10 protein-coding genes are annotated in these 23816 nt (G+C 71.9%); 6 read left to right on the top strand and 4 right to left on the bottom strand.

The genetic code is table 11. From position 1 onward, the window contains the following. Positions 1–176 precede the first annotated feature (176 nt). Genes ON30_RS36090 through ON30_RS13350 form a run of 5 tightly spaced genes read left to right on the top strand, consistent with a single transcriptional unit; the run spans position 177 to position 17593 of the window. Positions 177–9314, top strand: coding sequence for a non-ribosomal peptide synthetase (locus ON30_RS36090; RefSeq protein ID WP_083911357.1), 9138 nt, complete (start codon positions 177–179; stop codon positions 9312–9314). Beyond that, entirely contained in the window at positions 9311–14743 is a 5433-nt protein-coding gene (locus tag ON30_RS13365; protein ID WP_169334907.1) for a non-ribosomal peptide synthetase, read from the top strand. Before ON30_RS36090 ends, ON30_RS13365 begins: the two co-directional genes overlap by 4 nt. After that, positions 14740–15810: a saccharopine dehydrogenase NADP-binding domain-containing protein gene (locus ON30_RS13360; protein ID WP_040707142.1), complete on the top strand. Its 1071-nt coding sequence runs from the start codon at positions 14740–14742 to the stop codon at positions 15808–15810. The genes ON30_RS13365 and ON30_RS13360 overlap by 4 nt, the downstream gene beginning before the upstream one ends. Next, positions 15807–16838 carry a Gfo/Idh/MocA family oxidoreductase gene (locus ON30_RS13355; RefSeq protein WP_245554028.1) on the top strand — a complete coding sequence of 344 codons (1032 nt, stop codon included), beginning with the start codon at positions 15807–15809 and terminating at the stop codon, positions 16836–16838. The genes ON30_RS13360 and ON30_RS13355 overlap by 4 nt, the downstream gene beginning before the upstream one ends. Then, entirely contained in the window at positions 16814–17593 is a 780-nt protein-coding gene (locus ON30_RS13350; protein WP_051029271.1) for a thioesterase II family protein, read from the top strand. The genes ON30_RS13355 and ON30_RS13350 overlap by 25 nt, the downstream gene beginning before the upstream one ends. On the opposite strand, the gene ON30_RS13345 is transcribed toward ON30_RS13350, so the two are convergent. After that, positions 17521–18402: a TetR-type transcription factor C-terminal domain-containing protein gene (locus tag ON30_RS13345; protein WP_083911356.1), complete on the bottom strand. Its 882-nt coding sequence runs from the start codon at positions 18400–18402 to the stop codon at positions 17521–17523. The two genes, ON30_RS13350 and ON30_RS13345, sit on opposite strands and share 73 nt — an antisense overlap. A 139-nt stretch (positions 18403–18541) precedes the next feature. Between ON30_RS13345 and ON30_RS13340 the strand changes: the two genes are divergently transcribed. Beyond that, positions 18542–19747: an acyl-CoA dehydrogenase family protein gene (locus ON30_RS13340; protein ID WP_040707035.1), complete on the top strand. Its 1206-nt coding sequence runs from the start codon at positions 18542–18544 to the stop codon at positions 19745–19747. A gap of 22 nt (positions 19748–19769) precedes the next feature. On the opposite strand, the gene ON30_RS13335 is transcribed toward ON30_RS13340, so the two are convergent. The 3 genes from ON30_RS13335 to ON30_RS13325 are packed head-to-tail and all read right to left on the bottom strand — an operon-like array spanning position 19770 to position 23706. Next, entirely contained in the window at positions 19770–21125 is a 1356-nt protein-coding gene (locus ON30_RS13335) for a hypothetical protein (RefSeq protein WP_245554027.1), read from the bottom strand. After that, entirely contained in the window at positions 21122–22438 is a 1317-nt protein-coding gene (locus tag ON30_RS13330; RefSeq protein WP_040707031.1) for a hypothetical protein, read from the bottom strand. The genes ON30_RS13335 and ON30_RS13330 overlap by 4 nt, the downstream gene beginning before the upstream one ends. Beyond that, entirely contained in the window at positions 22435–23706 is a 1272-nt protein-coding gene (locus ON30_RS13325; protein ID WP_040707029.1) for a glycosyltransferase, read from the bottom strand. The genes ON30_RS13330 and ON30_RS13325 overlap by 4 nt, the downstream gene beginning before the upstream one ends. Positions 23707–23816 lie beyond the last annotated feature (110 nt).

The following is a 23816-nucleotide window of genomic DNA, read 5'->3' as shown; positions in this document are numbered from 1 at the left end:
CATTCAGTGAGGCGAGAGGTGTGAGTAATGATCAATCACATCTTGCCACTCCGGGATGTGACACCTTGTCACCGATGCCCGTGACACCTATTCGAAAGAGTAGCGCTGGTCATGCACTCTGAGCTGCAATAACTGAGTCTATGGTCAACTGAGCGGCAGAACTCCGATGCCACGACATGTCACAATCCGCAAAAGTCATACGCGTGATAGTCCTGCCGTTATCCTCTGATTCAGCAGTAACTTACAGGCTGCCCACCGATCAGCCCATCGGTCATCGACCCGCAACTCCGACGCCATTGCGGCGGCGCTCGGTCGGCATGCCTGTGACCGCGCATGGAGGACAATTGAGCGCGACAGAGATCCACGATCACACCGTTTCCACGGTGCACGAGACTTTCGTCGCGATCGCGCGAGATAAACCGGAAGAGATCGCACTGCGAACGGTGACGAATGAAACAGTGCGCGCCTACTCCTATTCGGATCTGCACGATCGAGTTACCAGAATCCGCACGGGTGCGTTCGCCGATGCCGAAATCGGCGAACGGGTGGCCATGGTCCTTCCCGGCGGGGTCGACTACGTGGCGGGATTCCTGGCCGCGCTGAGCGCGGGCGCGGTGCCCGTCCCGATCTACCTGCCCTCGGCACACCGACCGGATCGGTATCTGACCCGCGCCGAGGGGGTGCTGCGCGACTGTCGGCCCGGCTCGGTCTACACGACCGACGAACTCCTGCCCGCGATCGCCGAACACTCCGCGCTGCACGATCTTCCGCTGCGGTCGGCCGACTGCGCGGCGGGCGCGGCGGTCCCGGACGCGCCCGCCACTTCCGACACGGTCGCCTTCCTCCAGTACTCGTCGGGCTCGACCGGTTCACCGAAAGGCGTGGTGAACACCCACGCCTCGATCCTGCGCCAAGCCGGACTGCTCGCGGCGATGTGGGACAGCGAAGCGGCGATCCACACCGTGAGTTGGCTGCCGCTCTACCACGACATGGGCATGTTCTGGGGCGTGCTCAACCCCCTGCTGGCCGGCGGATGCGTGACGCTCATCGCGCCGCACGATTTCGTCCGACGACCCGAGATCTGGCTGCGCACCGTGGCACAGGTGCGGGGAAACTGGATCGGGGCACCGGATTTCGGTTATCGACGGTCGATCGAGGCGTTCACCGACGAGGAGGTCGCCGCACTCGACCTCGGCTGCGTGCGGATCGCGACCAACGGGGCCGAACCCGTGCGCGCGGACACCCTCGACCGTTTCACCCGCCATTTCGCGAAGGCGGGATTTCCGCCCACGGCGATGACGCCGCAGTACGGGCTCGCGGAGGCCGGCCTGGCGGTCACCGGCACGCCCGAACGTCGACCCTGGCGGCAGCGGTCTTTCGTCGCGGCCGAGTTGACCCGGGGACGCGCGGTGCCCGCGGTCTCCGACGCGGCCGCGAGTCGTACGCTGGTCAGCTGCGGGAACTCGACGGTGGGCTGGGATGTGCGGGTGGTCGATCCCGATACCCGCGCGGAGGTGGCGGACGCGACGATCGGGGAGATCTGGGTCGCCGGGCCGGGCCTCCCACTCGGGTACTGGAACCAGGAGGAACCGACGGAGCGGACCTTCCGCGCCGTGACCGCCGCCGGACAAGGTCCGTTCCTGCGGACCGGCGACGCCGGCTTCCGCGACGACGGAGAGCTCTACGTGTGCGGGCGGTACCGGGACCTGATCATCGTCGGCGGCCTGAACCACCATCCGCAGGATCTGGAAGCCACGGCGGCCGCCACCGGACTCGGGATCGGCACGGCGTGCGCGGTGCAGCCCGACACGGAGGCATCGGGTTGGGTGCTGATCGCCGAGATCGACCGGCCCACCGCGGAACTGCCGGACGCGGCGCGGATCGTGTACCGCCGACTGCTCGCCGAGCATCTCACGGCACCGGACCGCATCGTCTGGGTGCGCCCGAAGACGCTGCCGCTCACCACCTCCGGCAAGATCCGGCGGCAGGTGATCGCCGGGATGCTCACCGGAGGCACGCTGCCCGCCCTCGCCGCGTCGGAGTCGATCGCCGGTGCGGCTCACGAGGTCGAGTCCCCTTGCGAGACGCGGCACTTCGTGGCCGATCTCCTGGGACTGCACCCCGACGATCTCGGGGACGACACCGACTTGGTCGGTCTGGGCATGACTTCGGCGATGACCGCCCGCTTCGCCGAGTGGGCGCGCTCTCGCGGCGCGCGGCCCCGCTTCGCCGATCTCTACGCTCGCCCCACGGTCCGGGCCTGGCGCGAGTCGGCCGAGGCGCGAGAGCTGGCCGCCACGCTCGACCCACCACCCGGGACTCGACCGCGACGGACACCCACCACGCCTGTCCAGCGGGCCTATTGGATCGGACGAGATCCGGGACAACCGCTCGGCGGTGTCGGCTGCCAGACCTATTTCGAGCTGGTCGGCGCACTGGACGCCGACCGACTCCGTGACGCCGTGGCGGCCCTGGTCCGCAGGCATCCGATCCTGCGGGGACGCTTCCCGACCGCCGAGGAATGGGTGATCGGCACCGACTCGGCACCGGCCACGCTCGCGGTCCATCGTCCCGCCGCCGATCTGTCCGCCCATCTGGAAGCGGTGCGGACGCGTCTGCGCGAGTACCGCTTCGATCCCACGACCGAGGACTGTTGGCGACTCGAACTCACCGTCACCCCCGACGCCGCGATCCTGCACGTGGCCATCGATCTGATCCTCACCGACATCGCGGGCATCGCCGTCCTGCTGCGCGATCTGGCGACGCTGTATCGCGGTGAGATTCCGCCCCCGATCGTCGCGACGCCGCTTCCCGAGATCGAGGGGTCGTCGGCGGTGGGCCCCACTCCGGGCGAGGACCCGATGTTGCCGCAGATCACCGAGCGCGAGACGAGGTTTCGTCGCCTCGCTCGCACCTTGGACCCGACGACCGTCGACGGCCTGACGACCGTGGCCCGAACGGTCGGCGTCACCCGGGCGACGCTGCTGTTGACGTGTTTCGATCTCGTCGTCCGGCGCTGGTCGACGAACGACGACGCGCGCGTCACGGTCACCGTCTCCGGACGATCCGCGGCCCGAGCCGACGTCGTCGGCGATTTCACGCTGCTCGGATCGCACCGGACCGTCGCGCCGTCCGGACACTCCTGGGCCGAGTTGCTGCGGGCGACCCAAGCCGCCTTGCGCCGGGATCTGGCCGGCCCCTACGTCCTGTCGAACAGCTCGGCACGGCCGTCCCCCGTGGTCTTCACCTACGCGGCCGACACCCCGCTGATCGACCGCGAGACGGCGGCGACCCTGGGGTCACTGCGCGAGATCAGCTCGCGGACCCCGCAGGTGCTCATCGACAACCAGTGCTGCGCGCTGCCCGACGGGATGGTGCTGTCCTGGGATTTCCGGGCCGGGCGATTCCCGGCCGGGCTCGTCGAGGACATGTTCGAGGCGTACAACGGCTTGATCGACTCGCTCGCCCGCGGCGACCTCGCGGACCGGCCGCGCCTCGGGATCCCGGAGCGATCGCGGTCGGTGCGCGCCGAACGCAACGCCACCGCCGCGCCGCGCCCGACCGGCCTGCTGCACGACGCGTTCCGCGAAATCGCCGCGCGCACACCGCATCGCGTCGCTCTCCGTTGGGCTCCCGACGAATACGATCAGCGGCCGCTCCCGTCGCCGGGTTCCGCCCTGACCTACGGCGAGCTCGATCTGCTCGCGCGACGGCTCGCCGCGTCGGTGCGGCGCGGCCACGCCCCGGGCTCCGTCGTCGGTATCCGGTTGCCCAAGGGGCCCGCCCAGATCATCGCCGTGCTGGGCGTTCTGATGGCCGGTTGCGTGTATCTGCCGATCTCGATCGATCAACCGCCGTCCCGCGCGGCCCGGATTCGCCTGCGTTCGGGAATGCGGGGACTCGTCCACGACGACACCTGGACGGCTTCGGCGGAGGACGACCTGATCTGCCATCCGATCGCCGAAGCGTGGCGGGGCGAGCCCTGCGCACCGGTCCGGGTCTCCCCGGCGCAACCCGCCTACCTCCTCTACACCTCCGGCTCCACCGGGGAACCCAAAGGCGTCGTCGTCTCCCACGCCGCCGCGCTCAACACGGTCACGGACGTGAACGCGCGCAACGGAATCCAGGAGACCGATGTGCTGTTGGCGCTCTCGGCGCTCGACTTCGACCTCAGCGTCTACGACATCTTCGGCCCGCTCGCCCGCGGCGCGACGATCGTGACGATCTCCGAAGGGGCGCGGCGCGACGCTTTCCGCTGGCGTGATCTGGTGCGCATCTTCGAGGTGACGGTGTGGAATTCGGTGCCCGCGCTGGTGGAGATGCTGCTGCTGACCGTGCCCGAGGACCGTCCCGCGCTGCGGTGTCTGCGCCGAGTGCTGGTGTCCGGCGACTGGATTCCCCTCGATCTGCCCGCCGCGCTGCGCCGTCACGCGCCGACGGCGCGACTGGTGGCGATGGGCGGGGCGACCGAGGCGGCGATCTGGTCCAACGAATTCGTCGTCGGTGACATCGATCCCGAGTGGAAGTCCATCCCGTACGGCGTGCCGTTGACCAATCAGCGGTACCGGGTGGTCGATGCCGAAGGACGTGACCAGCCCGATCATGTTCCGGGCGAATTGTGGATCGGCGGCGCGGGCGTCGCCGAGGGGTATCGCGGCGACCCCGGCCTGACCGCCGAACGCTTCGTGGCCGACACGGCGGGTCTGCGGTGGTATCGGACCGGTGACCTGGGGTGCTATCGACCCGACGGCGTGCTGGTCTTCCTGGGCCGGACCGACGCGCAGGTCAAGATCCGGGGGCACCGCGTGGAATGCGGGGAGGTCGAACACGTCGTGCGCGGGTTCGCAGGGGTCACGGCCGCGGCCGTCGTCCCCCTGCGCGACCGCACCGCCTTGGGGTGCCTGGTGGTCGCCGACGATGTCTTCGAGGTGGACGACCTGCGCGCCCACCTGGTCACGCAGCTACCGGCCTACCTGATTCCCGGCGTCTACCGGCGGGTGCGCGCGCTGCCCTACAGCGCCAACGGCAAGGTCGACCGGCGCGGCGCGGCCGAGTTGCTCGACCGTCGAGCGCCGGAGTCGAACTCGGTGTCCTGGAATGAGACCCAGCGTGTCGTGGCGCGGGTGTGGGCGGCGGCGCTCGGGATCGCGCCGAACACCGTCGCGCCGGATTCGCGGTTCTTCGAGGTGGGTGGGGACAGTGTGCGGGCGACCGAGATCTGCCGGACGCTCCGCGCGCGCGGCATCCTCGGCGGCGCGGTCGAGACCCTGCTCGGTTCGCCCACGCTCGCCGAATTCGCCGCGACCTGCGTCCCCGGCGCGGACCTCACCCCGTCCCGCGTGGCGGTCACGCCACCCGCGACGACGCCGTTCCCGCTGACCCGGCTGCAACAGAGCTACGTCCTGGGCGCGACCGGTCTGCGGGGTGCGCTCCGCTCGTCCACCACGCTGATCGTCGTACTGGCCGCCGAGGTCGTCGACCTGATGCGGTTGCGGAGCGTACTCACCGACCACGTGCGCGAATTCGAGATGCTGCGATGTCGGCTCGACAGCGACGTCACCCAGTACATCGAGCCACGAACGCCGTCGACGGCCGTCGAGATCCTGGCCGATGTCCCGGACGATCCGGACGCGCTGCTCGACCATCTTGCCGGTATCCCGTTCTCGCCCTACGACTCCCAGGTCCTGCGCTGCTTCGCCGCCACACCCGCGCCACGCCACGTCGCGCTGGCCATCGACTATCTGTGCCTGGACGCGCGCAGCGTCCTCACGATCCTGAGCGCCATCCGGGCCGATTACGCGGGCGCGACGCGACCGACGCCGATCGCCGCCGACGCGGAGGTCTTCCGACGCTTCGCCGAAACCGCCCACGAGACGGTCGCGTCCAGTGCCGGGAGTCCTCCCGCGCCGCCGCCCCGGCTTCCCGCCGCTTGGGCGCGCACCCCGGGTCCGCCGACCGGCCGCTTCACCCGTCGCGGGTTCACCCTCACCGAGAGCGACCACACGAGGTTGCGCGCGGTGGCCGCGGCAGCCCGGGTGACCCCGACCGCGCTGATCCTGGAGGCGTTCACGCACACCCTGCACGCCTGCGGCGCGGGCGACCGCTTCGCGGTGTCGATTCCGCGCGCACACCGCCCCGACGACAGCCCGGCCGACCGGGAGGTCCTGGGCAACTTCACCACCCTGTCCCTGTGCGAGGCCGACTACCTCCGCTGCGCTCCGGGGTCGGCGGACGCCCTCGCGGACATCCACCGGCAACTGCGCGAGCACCTCGCCGACCGCACCGCCTCGATCGCTCGCGCGCACCGCACCGAGCGCGACCGCGCCTACACGGTCGTGTTCACCAGCACCTTGGGGCTGGCTCGGCCCGAGGCCGGTCCGCTGCGGATCGTGCGCACGCTCACCAAGACGCCCGGGGTCGCCTTGGACTGCCAGGTCGAACGCACGGCCGAGCAGGGCATCACGATCAGCTGGGACACCGCCGACGACGCCCTGTCGTCCGCGGCCGTCGGCACCGCCCTCGGCCGCTTCGAGGCCGTCCTGCGCGACCGTCTCACCGAGGTCGCGACCGCCGCGACTCGGGCTGCGATCGATCCCGACGACGAGTTCCGCCTGCCGCCGCTGATCATCGCCGCCGCCCTGTGGGCGCTCGAGCGCGACGGCTTCGCCGAGGTGTCGCCTCGCTACCGCCCCGTGGTCGCGCGCTGGCGCGCACTCGCCTCCCCGGAGCGGGTCGAGGGCCCGGCGCTCGGTGCGGGCGAACTGCTGGCCGCCGTGGTGACCGGGCGGACCTCGGCGCACGCGGTACTCGGCCATCCGACGCTCTCGCCCGCGGCACTGCTGTTCGGTCACCCGCTGATGGCGGCGGCGTTGTCCGCACTGACCGACCGGGTGTTCACGCACGCGCGCGATCTGCGACGACGCCTGCGCGTCGCCGAACTCGGCGCGCACACCGGGTCGGGCAGCGCCCTGCTGTTCGATCGCTTGGCTCCCGTGGTCGAGGAATACCTGGCGGTGGAACCCGATCCGGTGCTGCGGGCGATCGCCGCCGACGGGAGTCGTCGCGGAATCACCCAGGTGCGCGACGACGAGGTGGCGACCGTCGAACCGGTCGACATCGTGTTGTGCTGCAACGCCTTGCATCGACTCCGTGACGCGGAGGGTCTGCTCCGCGACCTGCGGGCGCGCCCCGAGGGTTGGCTGTGGCTGGTCGAGAACCAAGCCCTGACGCCGTCGGCGCTGATCAGCGCGGCGATGCTGGAACCGGGGCTGGTACACGACCCGCCGCCACCGCTCGCGCACTGGCACAAACTGCTGACCGACGCGGGGTGGGTCCTCACGCACTCGCATCCGCTGGGGGCGGCATCGGTCGTCTATGCCCGTGCCGCCGCGCAGGAGATCCCGGTCCCGTCGGCATCCGCGCCGACCGAGGCCGCACCCGCCGATTCCCTCCCGACCGAGCGGATTCTCACCGACCTGTGGCATCGACACCTGGGTGTGCGTCCCGCCCGCGACGACGACTTCTTCCTGCTCGGCGGTGACAGCCTGACCGCGACCGCGCTCTACACCGAGCTACGCGCTGCCGGCTTCCCCCACCTCGCCATGGTCGACCTGTTCAACCACCCCGTTCTGCATCAGTTGGCCACCAAGCTCGGCGACCCCGCCCCACTCGACCCGACGCCGTTCCCGGACGCCGCGACCATCGCCCCTGACCAACCACCGACGACCACCCTGGTCACGCCGCCCCCACCGCCCGCCGCGAGCACCGCCGTGACGCTGTCGCCGACATCCGGCGCACTCGCGGATTCGGCGACCGCTCCCGAACCGAGCTCCTACCCCCTCACACCGATCCAGCGGGCGTATGCCCGAGGACGGCATCCCGATCACCTGCTCGGCGGAGTGGCCGCCCACTGCTATTTCGAGTTCGCGTGCACCGATCTGGACCTCCCCCGATTCCGGGCGGCGGTGACCGCGCTGATCCGCCGCCACCCCGGCCTGCGCACCACGTTGCGCGACCACACCGCCGTCATCCACGCCGACCCCTTGGAACCGACGGTCCGGATCGTCGCGGACGTCCGCGCCGAGATGAGCGAGCAGGTCATCGACCTCACCGTTCGCCCCGGACTCGACGTGGGCGTCCAAGTTCTCGACCCGGACTCCGGGCACGCGCTGATCGGCGTCAGCATGGACAACCTGTTCCTCGACGGGGCCAGTATGGTCCTCGCGCTGGCCGATCTGGATCGGCTCTACGGTTCCCGAGATCCCGACTTGCCCGCACTGTCCCGAACCTTCGCGCGGTACGCCCACCGACAAGTGGCTTCGGCAGACGCCCCGGACCTGTCCGCGGCACAGGAATACTGGGCGCGCCGTGTCCCGACACTCCCGCTCGCACCGCCGCTGATCCCCGCCTCGCGACTGTCGGCGATCGAGCACCCGCGCTTCGACCGTGTCGAAGCCCGCCTCGACGCGCCGACCTGGGCGGCGACGACCCAGCGTTGCCGCACAACGGGACTCACGCCCTCGGCGCTGCTGCTGGCCTGCTACGCGCTGGTGCTGGCGCGCTGGTCGGGCGCGCGGCACTTCTGTCTGAATGTCACCCTGTTCGACCGACCGGCCGGCCTGGACCGCGTCATCGGCGATTTCACCTCGCTGATCCTGCTCGAATGTCGCGTCGACCCCGGGGCCGATCCGTGGACCCTGGCGCGCACCGTCCAGAGCCAGTTGATGACCGACCTCCCGCATCGCGCGGTCGACGCGGTGTGGCTGCGACGGCGACTGCTCGCCCGGCACGGCCGCCCCGAGGTCGCGATCTATCCGGTCGTGTTCACCGGCGGCCTCGGTCTTCCCGGACTGACCGACGCCGAATTCTCCTTCGGCGAGCGGGTGTTCGCCCGCTCGCAGACGCCCCAGGTGCTGCTGGATTTCCAGGTCTGGGAGGAACGGGGCGAACTGCGGCTGTCCTGGGATCATGTCACCCAGGCGATTTCGCCCGACCGGGCCGCCGACGGACTCCGCGAGGTGGTCGAGCAGGTGAGGGCGACAGGGCCCGCAGCCCCGACCGCGGCCCGACGCGTCGCCGAGATCTGCGCGGCCGCGCTGCGTCGCCCGACGATCGACCTCGACGCGAATTTCTTCCAGATCGGCGGCGATTCGGTCACCGCCACCGCGGTCGTCGACCGCGTCCAACGCGAGATCACCCCGGCGGCGACGCTGCGCATGATGCTCACCCACCCGGTGATCGGCGCGTTCGCGGACGCCGTCGAACACGCCGCCGCAGCGGCGGGAGCCGACGACCTCGAGGAGGGAACCCTGTGAACACCACCGAACTGGTAAGGAGCCTGCGCGACGCGGGTGTCCGCCTGTGGATCGACGGACCGCACCTGCGCTGGTCCGCGCCGCGCGGCGCGCTGGACGACGAGTCGAGAGCCGCGTTGGCGGCGGGCAAGTCCGAGGTCATGGCCCTGCTGACCGCCGAGTCCGCGCCCGTCACCGATCCCGCGCACCACGCGGACCCGTTCCCGCTCACCGACGTGCAGGCCTCGTATCTGCTCGGGCGCACCGACGCCTACGACTGGGGCGGGACCGGCTGTCACGGGTACGCCGAATGCGAGGTCGTCCCGGGACCGTCCGGTGCGACGCCGAGCGCCGCCGACTTCCGCCGGGCCTGGCACGCCGTCCTGGACCGCCACGCCATGCTCCGCTGTGTCGTGCATCCCGACGGCCACCAGCGCATCGGCCTCGGCGCGGGCACACCGGACGCGCCGACCGGCCTGACCGTCCACGAGCACGAGGTGATCGGCCCGCTGCGCGCCCGGATCGCGGACCGGCTCGCGCACCGCGTCCACCGGCCCGGCGAAGGACCGATGTTCGAGGTGGTCGTCACCATCGGGCCCGAGAACACCGTCGTGCACTTCTCGATCGATCTGCTGATCGCCGACTTCCGCAGTATCGGACTCGTGCTGCGCGACTTCGAGCGCTGCCTGCGCGAGCCGGACACCGAGCTACCGCGGGCGGAGTTCACTTTTCGCGACTATCTGCTCAACGTCGAGCGTCGGACGCGCACACCGGCGGGGCGGGCGAAGATCGACCGGGACCAGCGGTACTGGCGTGCGCGCGTCACCGCCATGCCTGCCCCGCCGAGTTTGCCGCTCGTACCCGACACACCGACCGGCGCACCGCGATTCACCCGACGCGCCCTGCGGTTGCCGGCCGAGTCGTGGCGGACCTTCACCACGCGGGCGGCACGGCGGTCGATCACTCCCACCGCCGCGCTCGTCGCCGCGTTCGGCCGGGTGCTCGGACGTTACGCCGACAGCGACCATTTCACGATCACGTTGACGACCGCGCACCGGCAGCGGTTCGTCGAGGCCGTCGACACCCTCGTCGGCGACTTCACCGGAACCAGCGTCCTGGAACTCGACGTCCGGTGCGGAGAACCGTTCGCCGACTCCGCCCGTCGAGCCGGCGCGCGGGTGTTCGACGATCTCGACCACGCGGGCGTCAGCGGGGTGCAGGTGCTCAGGATGCTGGCCGAACGCGACGGCGGACGCGGCGGACGCTCACCGGTCGTGTTCACCTCGACGCTGGGAATCGCGGGCGCGGACCAGGATTCGCCACTGCTGCGCCCCGTGGTCGAACGCGGACTGAGTCAGACGCCGCAGGTCCTGCTCGACTGTCAGGTCACCGAGACCGGAGCGGGTCTGGACCTCGCCTGGGACACCCGCGACGGCGCGATCCCGTCGGCGGTGCTGGACCGCGCCTTCGCGGACTACCGGGCCGTGCTGCACACGCTGTCGACCGGGCCGGACGTCTGGGACGAGCCGTTGCTGCCCGCCGTCGCACCGCCGCTCACCTCGAAGGCCACCGCACGGCGGACACCGCACCTGCTGCACACCGGATTTCTCGAACGGGCGGCGGCCGCCCCCGACGCCGTCGCCCTGAACCACGGCCGGTCGCGGGTGACCTACGGCGAACTGGCGTCGGCGGCGCAGCGTGTCGCGGCGCACCTGCGAGGTGTCGGGGTCCGCCCGCGCGACCGGGTCGGCGTCCGCATGGACGCGGGCACACCGCAGGTCGCGGCACTGATCGGTGTCCTGCTCGCCGGCGCCGCTTACATCCCGCTGGACACGCGCTGGCCCGAAGCACGGGTCGCGCGCATCCGTGACCTCGCCCGCCCGGCCGCCGAGATCGCACCGGACGGGCCGATCGCCGCACTGCTCGCCGACCCGGCGACATGGGTGCCGTCTCCGTTGGACCTCGGTGTGACCGGGCTCGACACCGACCCCGCGTACGTGATCTTCACCTCGGGCACCACCGGCGTCCCGAAGGGCGTGGTGCTCGGGCACGCCGCCGTCGTCAACACGCTGGACGACATCAACGACCGCTGCGCGATCACGGCGTCCGACGCGGTGCTGGCCGTCTCCCAGCACACCTTCGACCTGTCGGTCTACAACATCTTCGGCATGCTGGCGGCCGGTGGCCGGGTGGTGTTCCCCGAGGGCTCGAACCGCGCCGATCCCGGAGCGTGGTGGCGCGCGATCGAGGAGCACGGCGTGACCGTGTGGAATTCGGTTCCCGCGCAACTGCGCCTGCTGCTCGACCACCGACGACTCGACCCGCGGGCGAGCGCGCCGTCGACCGGACTGCGGCGAGTCCTGTTGTCCGGGGACTGGATTCCGGTCACCCAGCCCGCCGAACTCGCCGCGGCGGCCCCGAACGCGTCGGCCTGGAGTCTCGGCGGCGCGACCGAGGCCGCGATCTGGTCGGTCCAGCACCCGCTGGAGAACCGGGTGTACGGGCGCAGCGTCCCGTACGGCACGGCCCTGCGCGGCCAGAGCGCGCGGGTGCTCACCCATCGCGGCGAACAGGCGGCCCCGTGGCAGATCGGTGAGATCCACCTCGGCGGTGCGGGTCTGGCCGACGGCTACCTCGGCGACCCCGATCGGACCGCCGCGTCCTTCGTCACCCTCGGGGACGAACGACGCTATCGCACGGGCGATTTCGGACGGCACGACGAGCACGGCGTCCTCGAACTGCTCGGGCGGCGTGACCGGCAGGTGAAGATCCACGGGCACCGTATCGAACTGCTCGACGTGGAGGCGGCTTTCGGCGCGGACGAGCGCGTGGACAGCGCGGCCGCGTGCGTGCTGGGTGACCGCCACCATCCCAGGCTCGCCGTCGCCGTCACCCCGGCGGCGGCCGACGACACCGAGATGCGCCGCCGGGCGCGGATACGCGAAGAGGTCCGCGCGGCCGGGCGCGAGGCGCACCGCGTCGCGACCGCGCGACTGGACGCGGCGGCGGTCACCGAATTCGCCGAAGCCGCCGAACACGCGGCGCGCGGGGCGATGATCGCCGCGCTGTCGCCGGTGCTGGGCCACGATCGGCCACGCGCGTTCGACCGGATCGCCGCCGACATGGCGGTCGCGCCCGCGCACCACCGTCTGCTGCGGCGCTGGCTCGAGGTCCTGGTCGCCGACGGCGCGGCCACCGCGGACGGTGACACCTTCGCGCTGACCGCCACCCTCACGATCGCGGAGGCCGAAGCCCGGTGGGCGTCGGCCGACGCGGCGGGCCGTGCCGTCGACTACGGGCCGGAGTTGCTGGCCTACGTCGGCCGGTGCGTCGCCGAATTGCCCGGCCTGCTGACGGGCGGCACCGATCCGCTGGCCCTGCTGTTCCCCGAGGGCGGAACGGATACCGCGCTCGCCGCCTACCGCGACAACCTGCTGAGCCGCTACCTGCACGAAATACTCACGGCCGAGGTGCTGCGGTTCGCGCGGGCGCGCACCCCGGACCGCCCGCTGCGCGTCCTGGAGGTCGGCGCGGGGGTGGGCGGAACCAGCAGCGTGCTGGTGGCGGCGTTGCGCGCGCACGGCGTCCACCACGCCTACACCTTCACCGACATCTCGACGTTCTTCCTCAACCGCGCGCGCGAAGCCCTCGCCGACCACGACACGGTGACCTACCGCCTGTTCGACCTGAATCTCGACCCGCTCGCCCAGGGCCTGACCGAATCGAGCTTCGACCTCGTGGTGTGCGCGAACGTGCTGCACAACGCCACCGACATCCCCGACCGTCTCCGTGCGCTGGAACGACTGCTCACCCCCGGCGGCGCGTTGGCCTTCCTCGACTCGACCTCCGTCAACCCCGCGCTGATGATCTCGATGGAATTCAAGGACGGCCTCGACGCCTTCCGCGATCTGCGCACCGACTCGCCGTTCCTCACCTTCGCCCAGTGGGAATCGGTGCTCGACGCCTCGCCTTTCGGCACGCCCGACACCTACCCGCCCCGCGGCGACGCGCTGGAAAGGCTGGGGCAACATCTGTTCTGGTGTCCGAAGGTCTCCCCCGCCGCCGCGATCGACCCGGACGATCTGCTCCGACGGGTGCGGAACACGCTGCCCGCCGCCATGATTCCGACGCACGTCGCGATCCTGTCGGCGCTGCCGCTGACCGGCAACGGCAAAGTGGATCGAGCCGCGATCCGGGAACTGCTGGACCGCGCGACCCGCGAGAACGCCGAGACCCTTCGTCCCGCCGAGGCCGGCGCGTTGGACGATCTGGAGCAGCGGATCGCCCGGATCTGGGTCGAGATCCTGCGCCTGCCCGACCCGGGCGCGCTGCGCCCCGACTCCGACTTCTTCGCTCTCGGCGGCGATTCGCTGCTGCTGGCCCAGGCCATCGGCCGCATCCGCCGCGACATCGCCGAAGCGGCCGACGCCGCGTGGGACGAACTGCTGCACGCGATGGTCACCGATCCGACGCTCACGGGCGCGCGCCGAGCGATCGGCGGCGGGACGGCATCGGTTCCGACACCGGAGATCTCCCCGCTGCGACTGCTGCACGGCCCACCCGACGCGAACGCCGGACCGGTCGTCGTCCTGGTGCACGACGGCAGCGGCGGCCTGGGACCGTACCACGCGCTGCTCACGGAATTGACCGGGCGCGAATCGGTTCCGACGATCTACGGGCTGTCCAGGTCGCCCGGCGACGGCTACGCCGACATCCCGCCCGAGGATCTGTTCACCACCCTCGCCGGCCGGTACGCGGAGGCGATCGCGGACCGCCGCCCCCTCGCGGTCCACCTGCTCGGCTACTGCATGGGCGGACTGCTGGCCGTGGAGATCGCCCGCCGCCTGGAGGAATCGGGTGTCGCGGTCGCCGACGTCACCGTGGTCAGTTCCTATCGCGTGCCGATCGAGATCGAGGACGAGGACGCCCTGGACTACTGCTTCGCGCAGATCATGGGCGTGCGCACCGCGGACCTCGGCATCGCGGCGCCCGAGGCGGCGATCGTCGACGCGTTCACCCGAGCGCGCGAAACTCGTGCCGCCGTCCTGCCGCCGGGCGCGTTGCGGGGAGCGCTGCCCGCGCTCGCCCAGGGGCCTTCGCCCGGCGCGGACCGCATGGCCGCCCTCGCCGCGTCCGGAGCGCTCGGCCCCGACTGGACCGCGCGGACCCTGACGGATCTGCGCGCCACCTTCACCCACAGTCTGCGCGCCGTCGCCAGGAGCGCCCGCGAACCCTACCTCGGCGACATCTGTTTCCTGCGTCAGCGCGGCGAGATCCACTTCCTGCCGACGCTCGGGGAGGACATGACCGAGTTCTGGCGGGAGTTCTGTTTGGGGGAACTCACGATCACCGAGATCGACGGCACCCATTTCGACTGCCTGGAACCGCCGAACGCGCGGGCGGTGGCGGACGTGCTGAACGCACGGTGGCACAACGGAGTCCGCTCGTGACGACCCGGGTCCTGCTGCTGGGCGCGACCGGCGCGGTGGGGAGCGCCTGCCTCGACGCGCTCGCGGCCGACCCCGAGGTCACGATCACCCTCGCCGGGCGCGATCCGGCCGCGCACCGGGCGCTGCGCGCGCCCGGGGTTCGCGTCGCCGAGCAACGCTTGGACCTGGCGGCGATCTCCACCGACGGCGCGCGACTGCTCGACCTGGCCAAGCGGGCCGACGTCGTGGTGAACTGCGCCGGACCCTCGCACCGGCTCAGCCGGTCGGTGGCCGCGGTGGTCATGCTCTGCGGGGCGGCCTACGTCGATCCCGGGCTCAATCGCGCGACGATGGAACGGATTCGGCGGCACATGCCGCACGACGCCGTCGCCGTCGTGCAGACCGGCGTGCAACCGGGACTGTCCGGGCTCGCGGTGCGCGGCCTCGCCGAATTCCTCGGCGGCGCGGACCGTGTGCGCGCGTGGTGCGGCGGATTGCAACCGCTCACCGCCGCGGCGGTCGCGGAGTATCTCGCCGAGGCCGCCGACGGTCGGTCGGCGGTGCTGCGCGACCACACACCGATCCGGGTGCGGCCCAGCGAGATCGGGGATCCGCCACGCGCGATCTTCCCGCCGTCCGCGCGCGGACACGCCCACCTGGACGACGAGATCGTCGCCGTCGCGGAGCGCTTCGCGATCCCGGACCTGGAATGGTTCAACGTCACCGACCATCCGGCGATCGAACGGGCGCTCGGGCGCCTGGACGGGGACGCCTCGGCGGCGGTCGAGCGGATCCGCGCCGCCGCCCACCTGGACCTGTTCGGCCGCGACCCCTATTTCACGCTGTTCGCCCGAGCGGATCGCGGGGACGAACACGCGGCCTACCTGCTCAACGCCCGCGACAGCTATGCCGTCACCGGGGCGATCACGGCGTGGGCCGCGCGGACGGCGACCACCGCGCCGCCCGGCCTGCACCCGCTGTGGTCGCTGCCACGGGCCGCCGAGCTCACCGCACGGTTGCGGCTGGTCCCCGGCCTGCGGATCACCCTGGAGGCCGGCGAACCCGACCACGACCGGGGATCGCTGTGACGCCCCCGACCGCGATCGTGGTGGGCGGCACCTTCGGCGGCGTCTACGTCGATGCCCTCGCCGGCCCCGGGAGCCCGGTCCGGCTGATCGGTGTGGCGGGCACCGGCGCGGGCCCCGCGCGTGACCTGGCCGCCCGCCTGGGCCTGCCGTTCCACACCGACCTGGACGCCCTGCCCCCGGTGGACATCGGCGTGGTGGTGGTCCGCTCGGCGATCGTCGGCGGTGTCGGCAGCGGCATCTGCGAGCGGTTGCTCGACCGCGGCGTCCACGTCCTGCAGGAGCAACCCGTGCACGCCGAGGAGATGCTGCGCCTGGCCGCGATCGCCCACCGCCACCGGGTCCGCTACGGCGTGAACGATTTCTACGGCTCGGTCGCACCGGTCCGCCATTTCGTCACGGCGGCACGACGACTCGCCGCGCGCACACCGATCCGCTACGTGCAGGCGCGCACCGCCGTCCACGTCGCCTTCCCGCTGTTCACCGTGCTGTCCGAGATCGTCCCGCGACTGCACCCCGCGCGGGTCGTCGGTTCGCTCGGCCCGGCCGCCCCGTTCACCGAGGTCCGCCTGACCCTCGACGAGATCACCGTCGACGTGCGGATCGACAACACCCTGTGCGCCCGCGACCCCGACAACCACCTGAGGTTGCTGCACGAGATCACCGTGGGGACCGACGCGGGCGAACTCGCCCTCGCCCACACCCACGGACCCACCCACTGGCGACCACGGGACCCGCGCGCCCTCCCGGATTCGGCCGTCGTGCGGCAGGTCGGCCCCGGCCACCAACCCACCGCGGGCGAGATAGTCCGGGACCTGTGGCCCGCCGCCGTGCGACACGCCGTCGCGGAATTCGCCGAGGCGATCCGGGAACGGCGGAATCCGCTGACGCACCGTTTCGTTCGCGCCGCGCGCCTGTGGTCCGAGGTCACCGCCGCCGCGGGTCCGCCGACCGTCTACCCCCCGCCGCCCCCGCTGGTGATCACCGCCGAGGAATTGAGCCCGCCATGTCCGTCCGCATCGATCCGCTGACCCCCGCGCGCCGCGACGCCCCGATCACCGTGTACGTCTTCCCGCACGCCGGCGGCAGTCCGCGCTTCTTCACGTCCTTGGCCCGTGCGCTGCCGTCGAATTTCGCGATGCTCGGACTCACCTATCCGGGCCGCGACATGCTGCTGGACCATCCGTATCCGGCCTCGCTGCTCGACCTGGCCGACCAGTGCGCGACCGCGATCCTGCCCCGCGCGCGTGCCGGCCACGTCATCCTGTTCGGGCATTCCCTGGGCAGCTACGTCGCGTTCGAGACCGCGCGTGTTCTCGAAGATGCCGGACTGGTCCTCGACGGCATCGTGGTCAGCGGGGCGGACGCGCCCGCCCTCGGCGCTCCCGGCCGGTGGCATCTCGCCGACGACCGCGCGTTGACCCGCCATCTCGCCGATCTGGCCCCCCGGACCGGCGCGGCACTGGCCGAGCCCGGTCTGGCCCGTCTGCTGCTGCCCATGATCCGCGCGGACTACCGCTTGGTGGAGACCTACCGCGCCCGCGTCGACCACACCGTGGACTGCCCGATCTTCGCGCTGCGCGGCGCGCTCGACACCGAAACCGGGCCGCAGGGCGTCAGCGCGTGGTCGGCCCACACCCGGTCGACCTTCCGCCGCTACACCCACCGCGGCGGCCATTTCTCTTTCCTGACCGATCCCGAGCAGTCGCAGACCTATCTCTGCGCGCTGGCCGGGGTTCCCCCGCGCGGTTCGCCACCCAGCAGCGCGAGCGCGAAATCGGCGTAGTCGCCCGCGATCTGCTCCGGTGTGGCGGGTCCGTCGGGGCGGAACCACTGCGGCAGTGACGTGCACATGGTCGCGATGGCCCGGCCCGCCGTCCGCAACTGCGCGCTGCCCGGCGCCGCGCCGCGCAGCGCGCCTTCGGCGGCGGCGCGGTCGATGGCGTCGTCCAGGGTGCGCTGGACCCGGTTGCGCGATTCGGCGATGCGCCTGCGGTTGTCCTCGGTGAGGCTGCGCATCTCGCTCGCGCCGATGAATGCCAAGGCGCGGCGGTGGGTGTGGAACAGGGCCAGCGCCTCGACGATCACGGCCACCTGCTCGACGCCGGTGCCCGCTTCGGCGCGCGCCGCCGCGATGCGTCCGTGCAGTTCGTCCATGGTGACGTCGAGGATGCGGACCAGCAGTTGCTGTTTGTCCTGGTAGTGGTGGTAGATGCCGGGCACGCTCATATTCGCCCGGCGCGCCACGTCCCGCATGGTGGTGCCGTGGTAGCCCGTCTCCACGATGGCGGCGACCGCCGCGTCCAAGACGGGGTCCATGTCGAGGGCGGGGAACACTCGCCACTGGGCCACCTCGCGCACCGGTTGCGCGGGCTCGGCGGGTGCGGTCGATCCGGCCAGCAGTGCGGCGGCGGGCACCGACAGCGCGGCCGCGATCTCGCGCAACCGGGTGACCGACACCCCGGTCCGGCCGTTCTCCACGGCACTCATCGTCGCCGCGCTGACCCCGATCCGCGCCGCCAGTTCGCGCGCGGTGAGACCGGCGGCGCGACGGGCCGCGCGAATCGGCGCGCCGGAGTCGGCTGGTGTGGACACGAGGTTCAGTATGTTCAGAAATCCCGAACACCACAAGTGACCGTCACTCTCGTTGACCCTAGTAAACCTCGTGTGCGATAGTCGAAGGCATCAGGTCACCGAGCGATCGCTCGGTCAGTCGAGCGAACGGGATGGTAGCGTGCCCATCGATTTCGAGTACTCCCCGCGGGTTGCGGAACTCACCGAGCGCACCGAGAAGTTCATCCGCGAGGTGGTCTTGCCGGTCGAGGACGAATTCGGCGGCGACATCGCCGCGGCCGGATCCGACGAGGTGCGGGTCCGTCTCCAGGACGCCGCCAAGAAGGCCGAGGTCTTCGCCCCGCACGCGCCGGTCGAATACGGCGGCCTGGGGCTCGGGATGTGCGATCGGGCACCGGTTTTCGAGGCGGCGGGGTACTCACTGTTCGGGCCGCTGGCACTGAATATCGCCGCCCCCGACGAAGGCAACGTACACCTGCTCGCCGAAGTCGCGTCACCGGACCAGAAGCAGCGCTTCCTCGAACCGTTGGCTACCGGGGCCGTCCGCTCGGCCTTCGCCATGACCGAACCGGCCCCCGGCGCGGGCTCGGATCCCGCGGCGCTGCGCACGGCGGCCGTGCGCACCGGCGACCAGTGGTCGATCACCGGCCACAAGTGGTTCATCACCGGCGCGGACGGCGCCGACTTCTTCATCGTCATGGCCCGCACCTCCGGCGAACCGGGCGACCGCGGCGGCGCGACAATGTTCCTCGTCCCCGCCGACACCCCCGGACTGAAGGTCGGCAGGCACATCACCACCTCGGACCGTTCGATGGTCGGCGGGCACTGCGAGGTCTTCTTCGACGAGGTCACGGTGCACGAGTCGGCCGTGCTGGGCGCGGTCGATCAGGGCTTCGCCTACGCGCAGGTGCGCCTGGGCCCGGCCCGCATGACCCATGTGATGCGCTGGCTGGGCGCGGCCCGACGCGCCCACGACGTCGCGCTCACCCACATCGCCCGCCGCGAAGCCTTCGGCAGCCGTGTCGGTGATCTGGGCATGGCCCAGCAGATGATCGCCGACAACGAGATCGACATCGCCGCCACCCGCGCGCTGCTCACCCACGCCTGCTGGGAACTCGACGCCGGACGCACCGCCGCCGACTCCACCTCGATCGCCAAGACCTTCGCCGCCGAAGCCATCTTCCGCATCGTGGACCGCAGCGGACAGTTGTGCGGCGGTCTCGGCGTCTCCGACGACCTGCCGATCGCGCGACTGGCCCGCGAGGTGCGCCCGTTCCGCGTCTACGACGGCCCGTCCGAGGTGCACCGCTGGGCGATCGCCAAGCGCCGCATCAGCGCCGCCAAGCGCGCGCTGCCCAAGGACTGAGTCACCCGCCCGAAGGGGGTTCTCACCAAGGTCTTCCGGTGAGTCCCCAGTCGGCGAGTTCGGCGGCGATGTCGTCGCGCAGGCGGTCCGGGTCACCGAAATGGTCCGGGTGGATGCCGAAGAACGTCAGCGTGATCTTGTCGTCGTATTCGACCGCCCACGCGGCGACGGCCGGCCCCTGGGCACGGCGGTCGGCGGCGCGTCGGCCCTGCATGATGGCGCGGATGGCGAAGGATTCGGCACGACGGCCGCCGATCTCGAGCGCGCTGTCGGGGGCCGCGCCCAGATTGGAGACGGTGGTGTCGGGTCCGGCGATGCCGCGCATGAGCCGGGCGATCACCGGGCGCGGCAGCAATCGCACCACGGCTTGCAGGTTGTCGGTGGGCGCGTCGGCGCGGGACCGCGCGTAGTCGGTGAACGCCCGCTTGCTGAGTGTGCGGACCTCACCGAGACCGGTGTCCGGGCCGATCGCGCCCGGGACACGGATCCACACGCCGCCGGAAGCGTTGGCGCGGTCGTCGCCGTCCTCCCGGTTGCTGACCGCGATGCAGACCCGTGTCCCGTCCTCGCCGACCGGATAGCGGCTGCGTCGGACCAGCCCGCACAGCACGGCGGTGAACAGTCCGTTGCCGGTGCCGCCCGCCTCTTTCGCGCGGCGGGTCCAGGCGTGGCGGTCGACGTCGACGATGGCGAGCGTGGTGTCCGGTTCCCCGGCCGTCGGCGGCGCGACGGCCCTCGGCACGGAGCGGGCCGCGGGCCGCGGCATGTCGCGGGCGCGCCACAGCGCGGTGACCAGCACCCGGCCCGCCGCGGCGGCCGCACGCAATTGGCCCGCCGCGTCGCGTAGATCGGCCGCCACCCGACCGGTCCCGCGGACCTGTTCCTGGGTGGGCAAGGTGCTCACGGAGGTGCCCGCGTGCGCGGCGGCGAGCGCGTTGTAGAGCCCTTGCCCGTCCGCGACCATGTGCGAGATCAGCAGGCACAGAACGAATCTCCCCGCATCGGTGCGCGCGCCGACCAGTTTCCACCCGCGCCCGCCGACCGGGTCGAGAGCCGCCTCGCGCAAGGTCCGATCGGTCCAGGCGCCGATCCCGTCGTCGGGAATCGTCTCGGCCTGTATCCGCAGCGACGGCGGATGCGGTGAGCGCACCCAGCGATGGCGGGCGAAGGGAACCGTCCGTTCGATCATCTTGCGACTCAACATCCCCGCGGCCAATTGGTCGCTGAAGGCGGTCAGCGCCGCGCCGTCCGGTTGCTCGGGGAACACCCAGGCGTACTGGATGGGGGCCGACATCCCGAACAACCGCTCGGCCAGCAGATACGACTCGTCGGCTCCCGCCACGCGATCCCGCGCGGACATGTCACGAATTCCGGTCACCACAGTCGGTGCACCACCTTCCATTTGCCCAATTCGGCGCCGAGCAGGCCGCGCAGCGCGGCGGAGTCGGCGATATGTCGTTCGTCGAACGCGGCGACCGAGAAACTCAGCGTCGATCCGGTGCGCAGCAGCCAGGACTGCACACCGTCGCCGAATCGGTACGGCAGGTCCGGATCGACGCCCTGCGCGGTACCGCGGAAAGCGACCGCGTCGGCGGTCACCCCACCGACATCGGCCAGTTCCGCCGGGAAGTCCCCGAGGTTGGAGGCCACCGCGTCCGGCATCGCCGACCCCGCCGACACCGCACGCACCACCACACCGGTCGGCAACAACGTCAGCAACGGGGTGAGGTGCACGTGCGCGGGCCGCTGCCCGGCCGAGAGTCGGGTGAAGGCGGCCTTGCAGAGCCGCCGGATCCCGGCGAGGTCGCCGCCCGGCACGGGATCGTCGGTGAGCACGACCGACACACCCGCGGTGGCGTTGCCACGCTCGTCGCCGTCCGCCCGGTGGCTGACCGGAATGCCGACCACGAGCGGTGTGCCGGAGCGCGCCGCACCCGAGGTCCGCAGCAGCCCGGCCAGCACCGCGACGAACAGCGTGTTGGCGGTACCGCCGTGCGCGGCCGCCGCCGCTTCCCAGTCCGCGACGTCCACGCTCACCATCGCCCAGGCCGGTTCGGCGCGCGGGGCGCGCTGATGCGCGGGTGCTCGGACACGGGCCTGCGGCGAGTCGGCGCGGGTGCCGGAAGCCCGTACCGCGCGCAGGATTCCGCGCCCAGCGGCGGCGACCTGTCCGACACCGTCGGCGAGGTCGGCCGCGAACGGCGACCTCGGGGCGCGATGCCGGGTCAAGGGATCGCGCGGATTCCCGTGCAGCGCGTCGACGGCGGCGGCCACCATCGACCGCCCGTCCGCGACGAGATGCAGAGTCGTCAGCGACAGCGCCGCGCCGCCGTCCGTGCGCGTCACCGCGCGCAGACGCCAGGCCGGGCCGCGCTCGGGATCGAGTGGCACGGTGTCCAATTCCCGACGCGCCCAGGGTTCGACGGCCGCGACAGGTATCGGATCGGGGTCGACGACGAGGTCGGGGCCCGCCGCGGCGCGTTCCCACCGTGGACGCGCGAAGGGCACGACCGCGGGCGCCAACCGACGCGCGAGCACGCCTTCGGCGAGCCGGGAGTTGAAGGCGCGCAGAGCTTCCGGCGCGGGTGGGGCGGGCAGCAGCCACAACAGTTGCAGCACCACCGACCAGCCGAACGCCTCGCGGACGAACCAGTAGGTGCTGTCCTCGGGCTGCATCCGGGTGGCGGTCATCGGCGGACTCCCACGCGACTCGGGCTGTCCTCGACCGCGTCGGCGCACGCGGCGACCGCCGCGCCGGGTGGGACGAGTCGACCCGACAGCGCCGCCGCGCGAGCCGCCGTCCCGGGTTCGAGAGCGACCCGAAGGGCCTCGGTGAGCGCGTCGGCCGTGAGGCCCTTCAAGGGCAGGCTCGCGCCGACACCCAGGTCGACGCAGCGCCGCCCCCAGAACGGTTGGTCCGAACCCAGCCAGCAGATCACCGAAGGCACACCCGCGCGCAGCGCCGCGGCGGTGGTGCCCGCGCCGCCGTGATGCACCACCGCACGGCAGCGAGGGAAGACCTGCGCGTGGTCGGCCGGGCCGATCGCGCGCAGTCGCGGATGCGCGCCGACGTCGAGCGCGTGCCACCCCCCGCCGACCAGAGCGCGCACGCCGAGGCGGTCGCACGCCGCGGCCACCGCCGCGACCGTCGACGCCGCGTCGGGGACCGGCATACTGCCGAACCCGACGTAGACGGGCGGATCGCCCGCCTCGAGCCAGTCACGCAGCCCGGCATCGATGCCACCGTCGCCCAGGCGCGCCCGGTCGGCGGGGTCCGGGGCGAGGAAGCCGGTGAACGGGCGGGCGACCCGCGGCGCCCACTCCTCGCACAGGTCGGGGCACAGGATCGGGTCGTAGACCTGGACCTCCACCGCCGTGCGCGGAGCACGCGTGGCGGGGCCGGGCGCGGCGAGAGCGCGACGCAGGGCGTTCTGTCGTGACCGGGTCAACGCCCACATCGCGGTCTCGGTCAGCCACCACCCCGCCGCGACCGCCGGTGCGGGCAGCGCGGGCGGCACGCCCGGCACCGGCAGGACACTGCGATTGGGCCGGACCGGGGCGTGATGCAGCGAGACACACGGCACCGCGAGGGCGTCGGCGTGCGCGGTCGCGATCTGCTCGCTCACCCACCCCGTCACGATCACCTGCGCCTCGCGCGCCAGGGCGGACATGTCGGCGACCGCTCGGTTCCAGCCGGCGTTCCTGATCTCCGACAGCGCGCGCCATCGTTCGCGCGGACCGCCGCGCCGCAGGCCCTCCCGCACCAGATCCGAATTCATGTGCGCCCTGGTGTCGTGACCGAAGGGTCGCGCGTCCACTCCGGCGGCGGCGGCGAAATCCACCAGGTTCGGCGGGACGCCGCACACCACGTCGTGACCACGGCGCAGCAACTCCGTGGCCACCACGACTGCGGGCTGTATGTCACCGCGTGTCCCGGTGAAGGCGAGCAGGAACCTCATCCGATCTCCCTTGCTGTCGACTGTGGGCGCAGCGGTTCTCCGACCGGTCCGCGCACCGTAGGTGGCGTCCGGCGGGTCCGCGGGCCCCTGCGGGATGGTTGTGAGATAGC

Source organism: Nocardia takedensis NBRC 100417 (assembly GCF_000308695.1).
Taxonomy (GTDB): Bacteria; Actinomycetota; Actinomycetes; order Mycobacteriales; family Mycobacteriaceae; genus Nocardia; species Nocardia takedensis.
The sequence above is the reverse complement of the archived record's forward strand: the minus strand, read 5'-3'. Positions and strand labels throughout refer to the sequence as shown.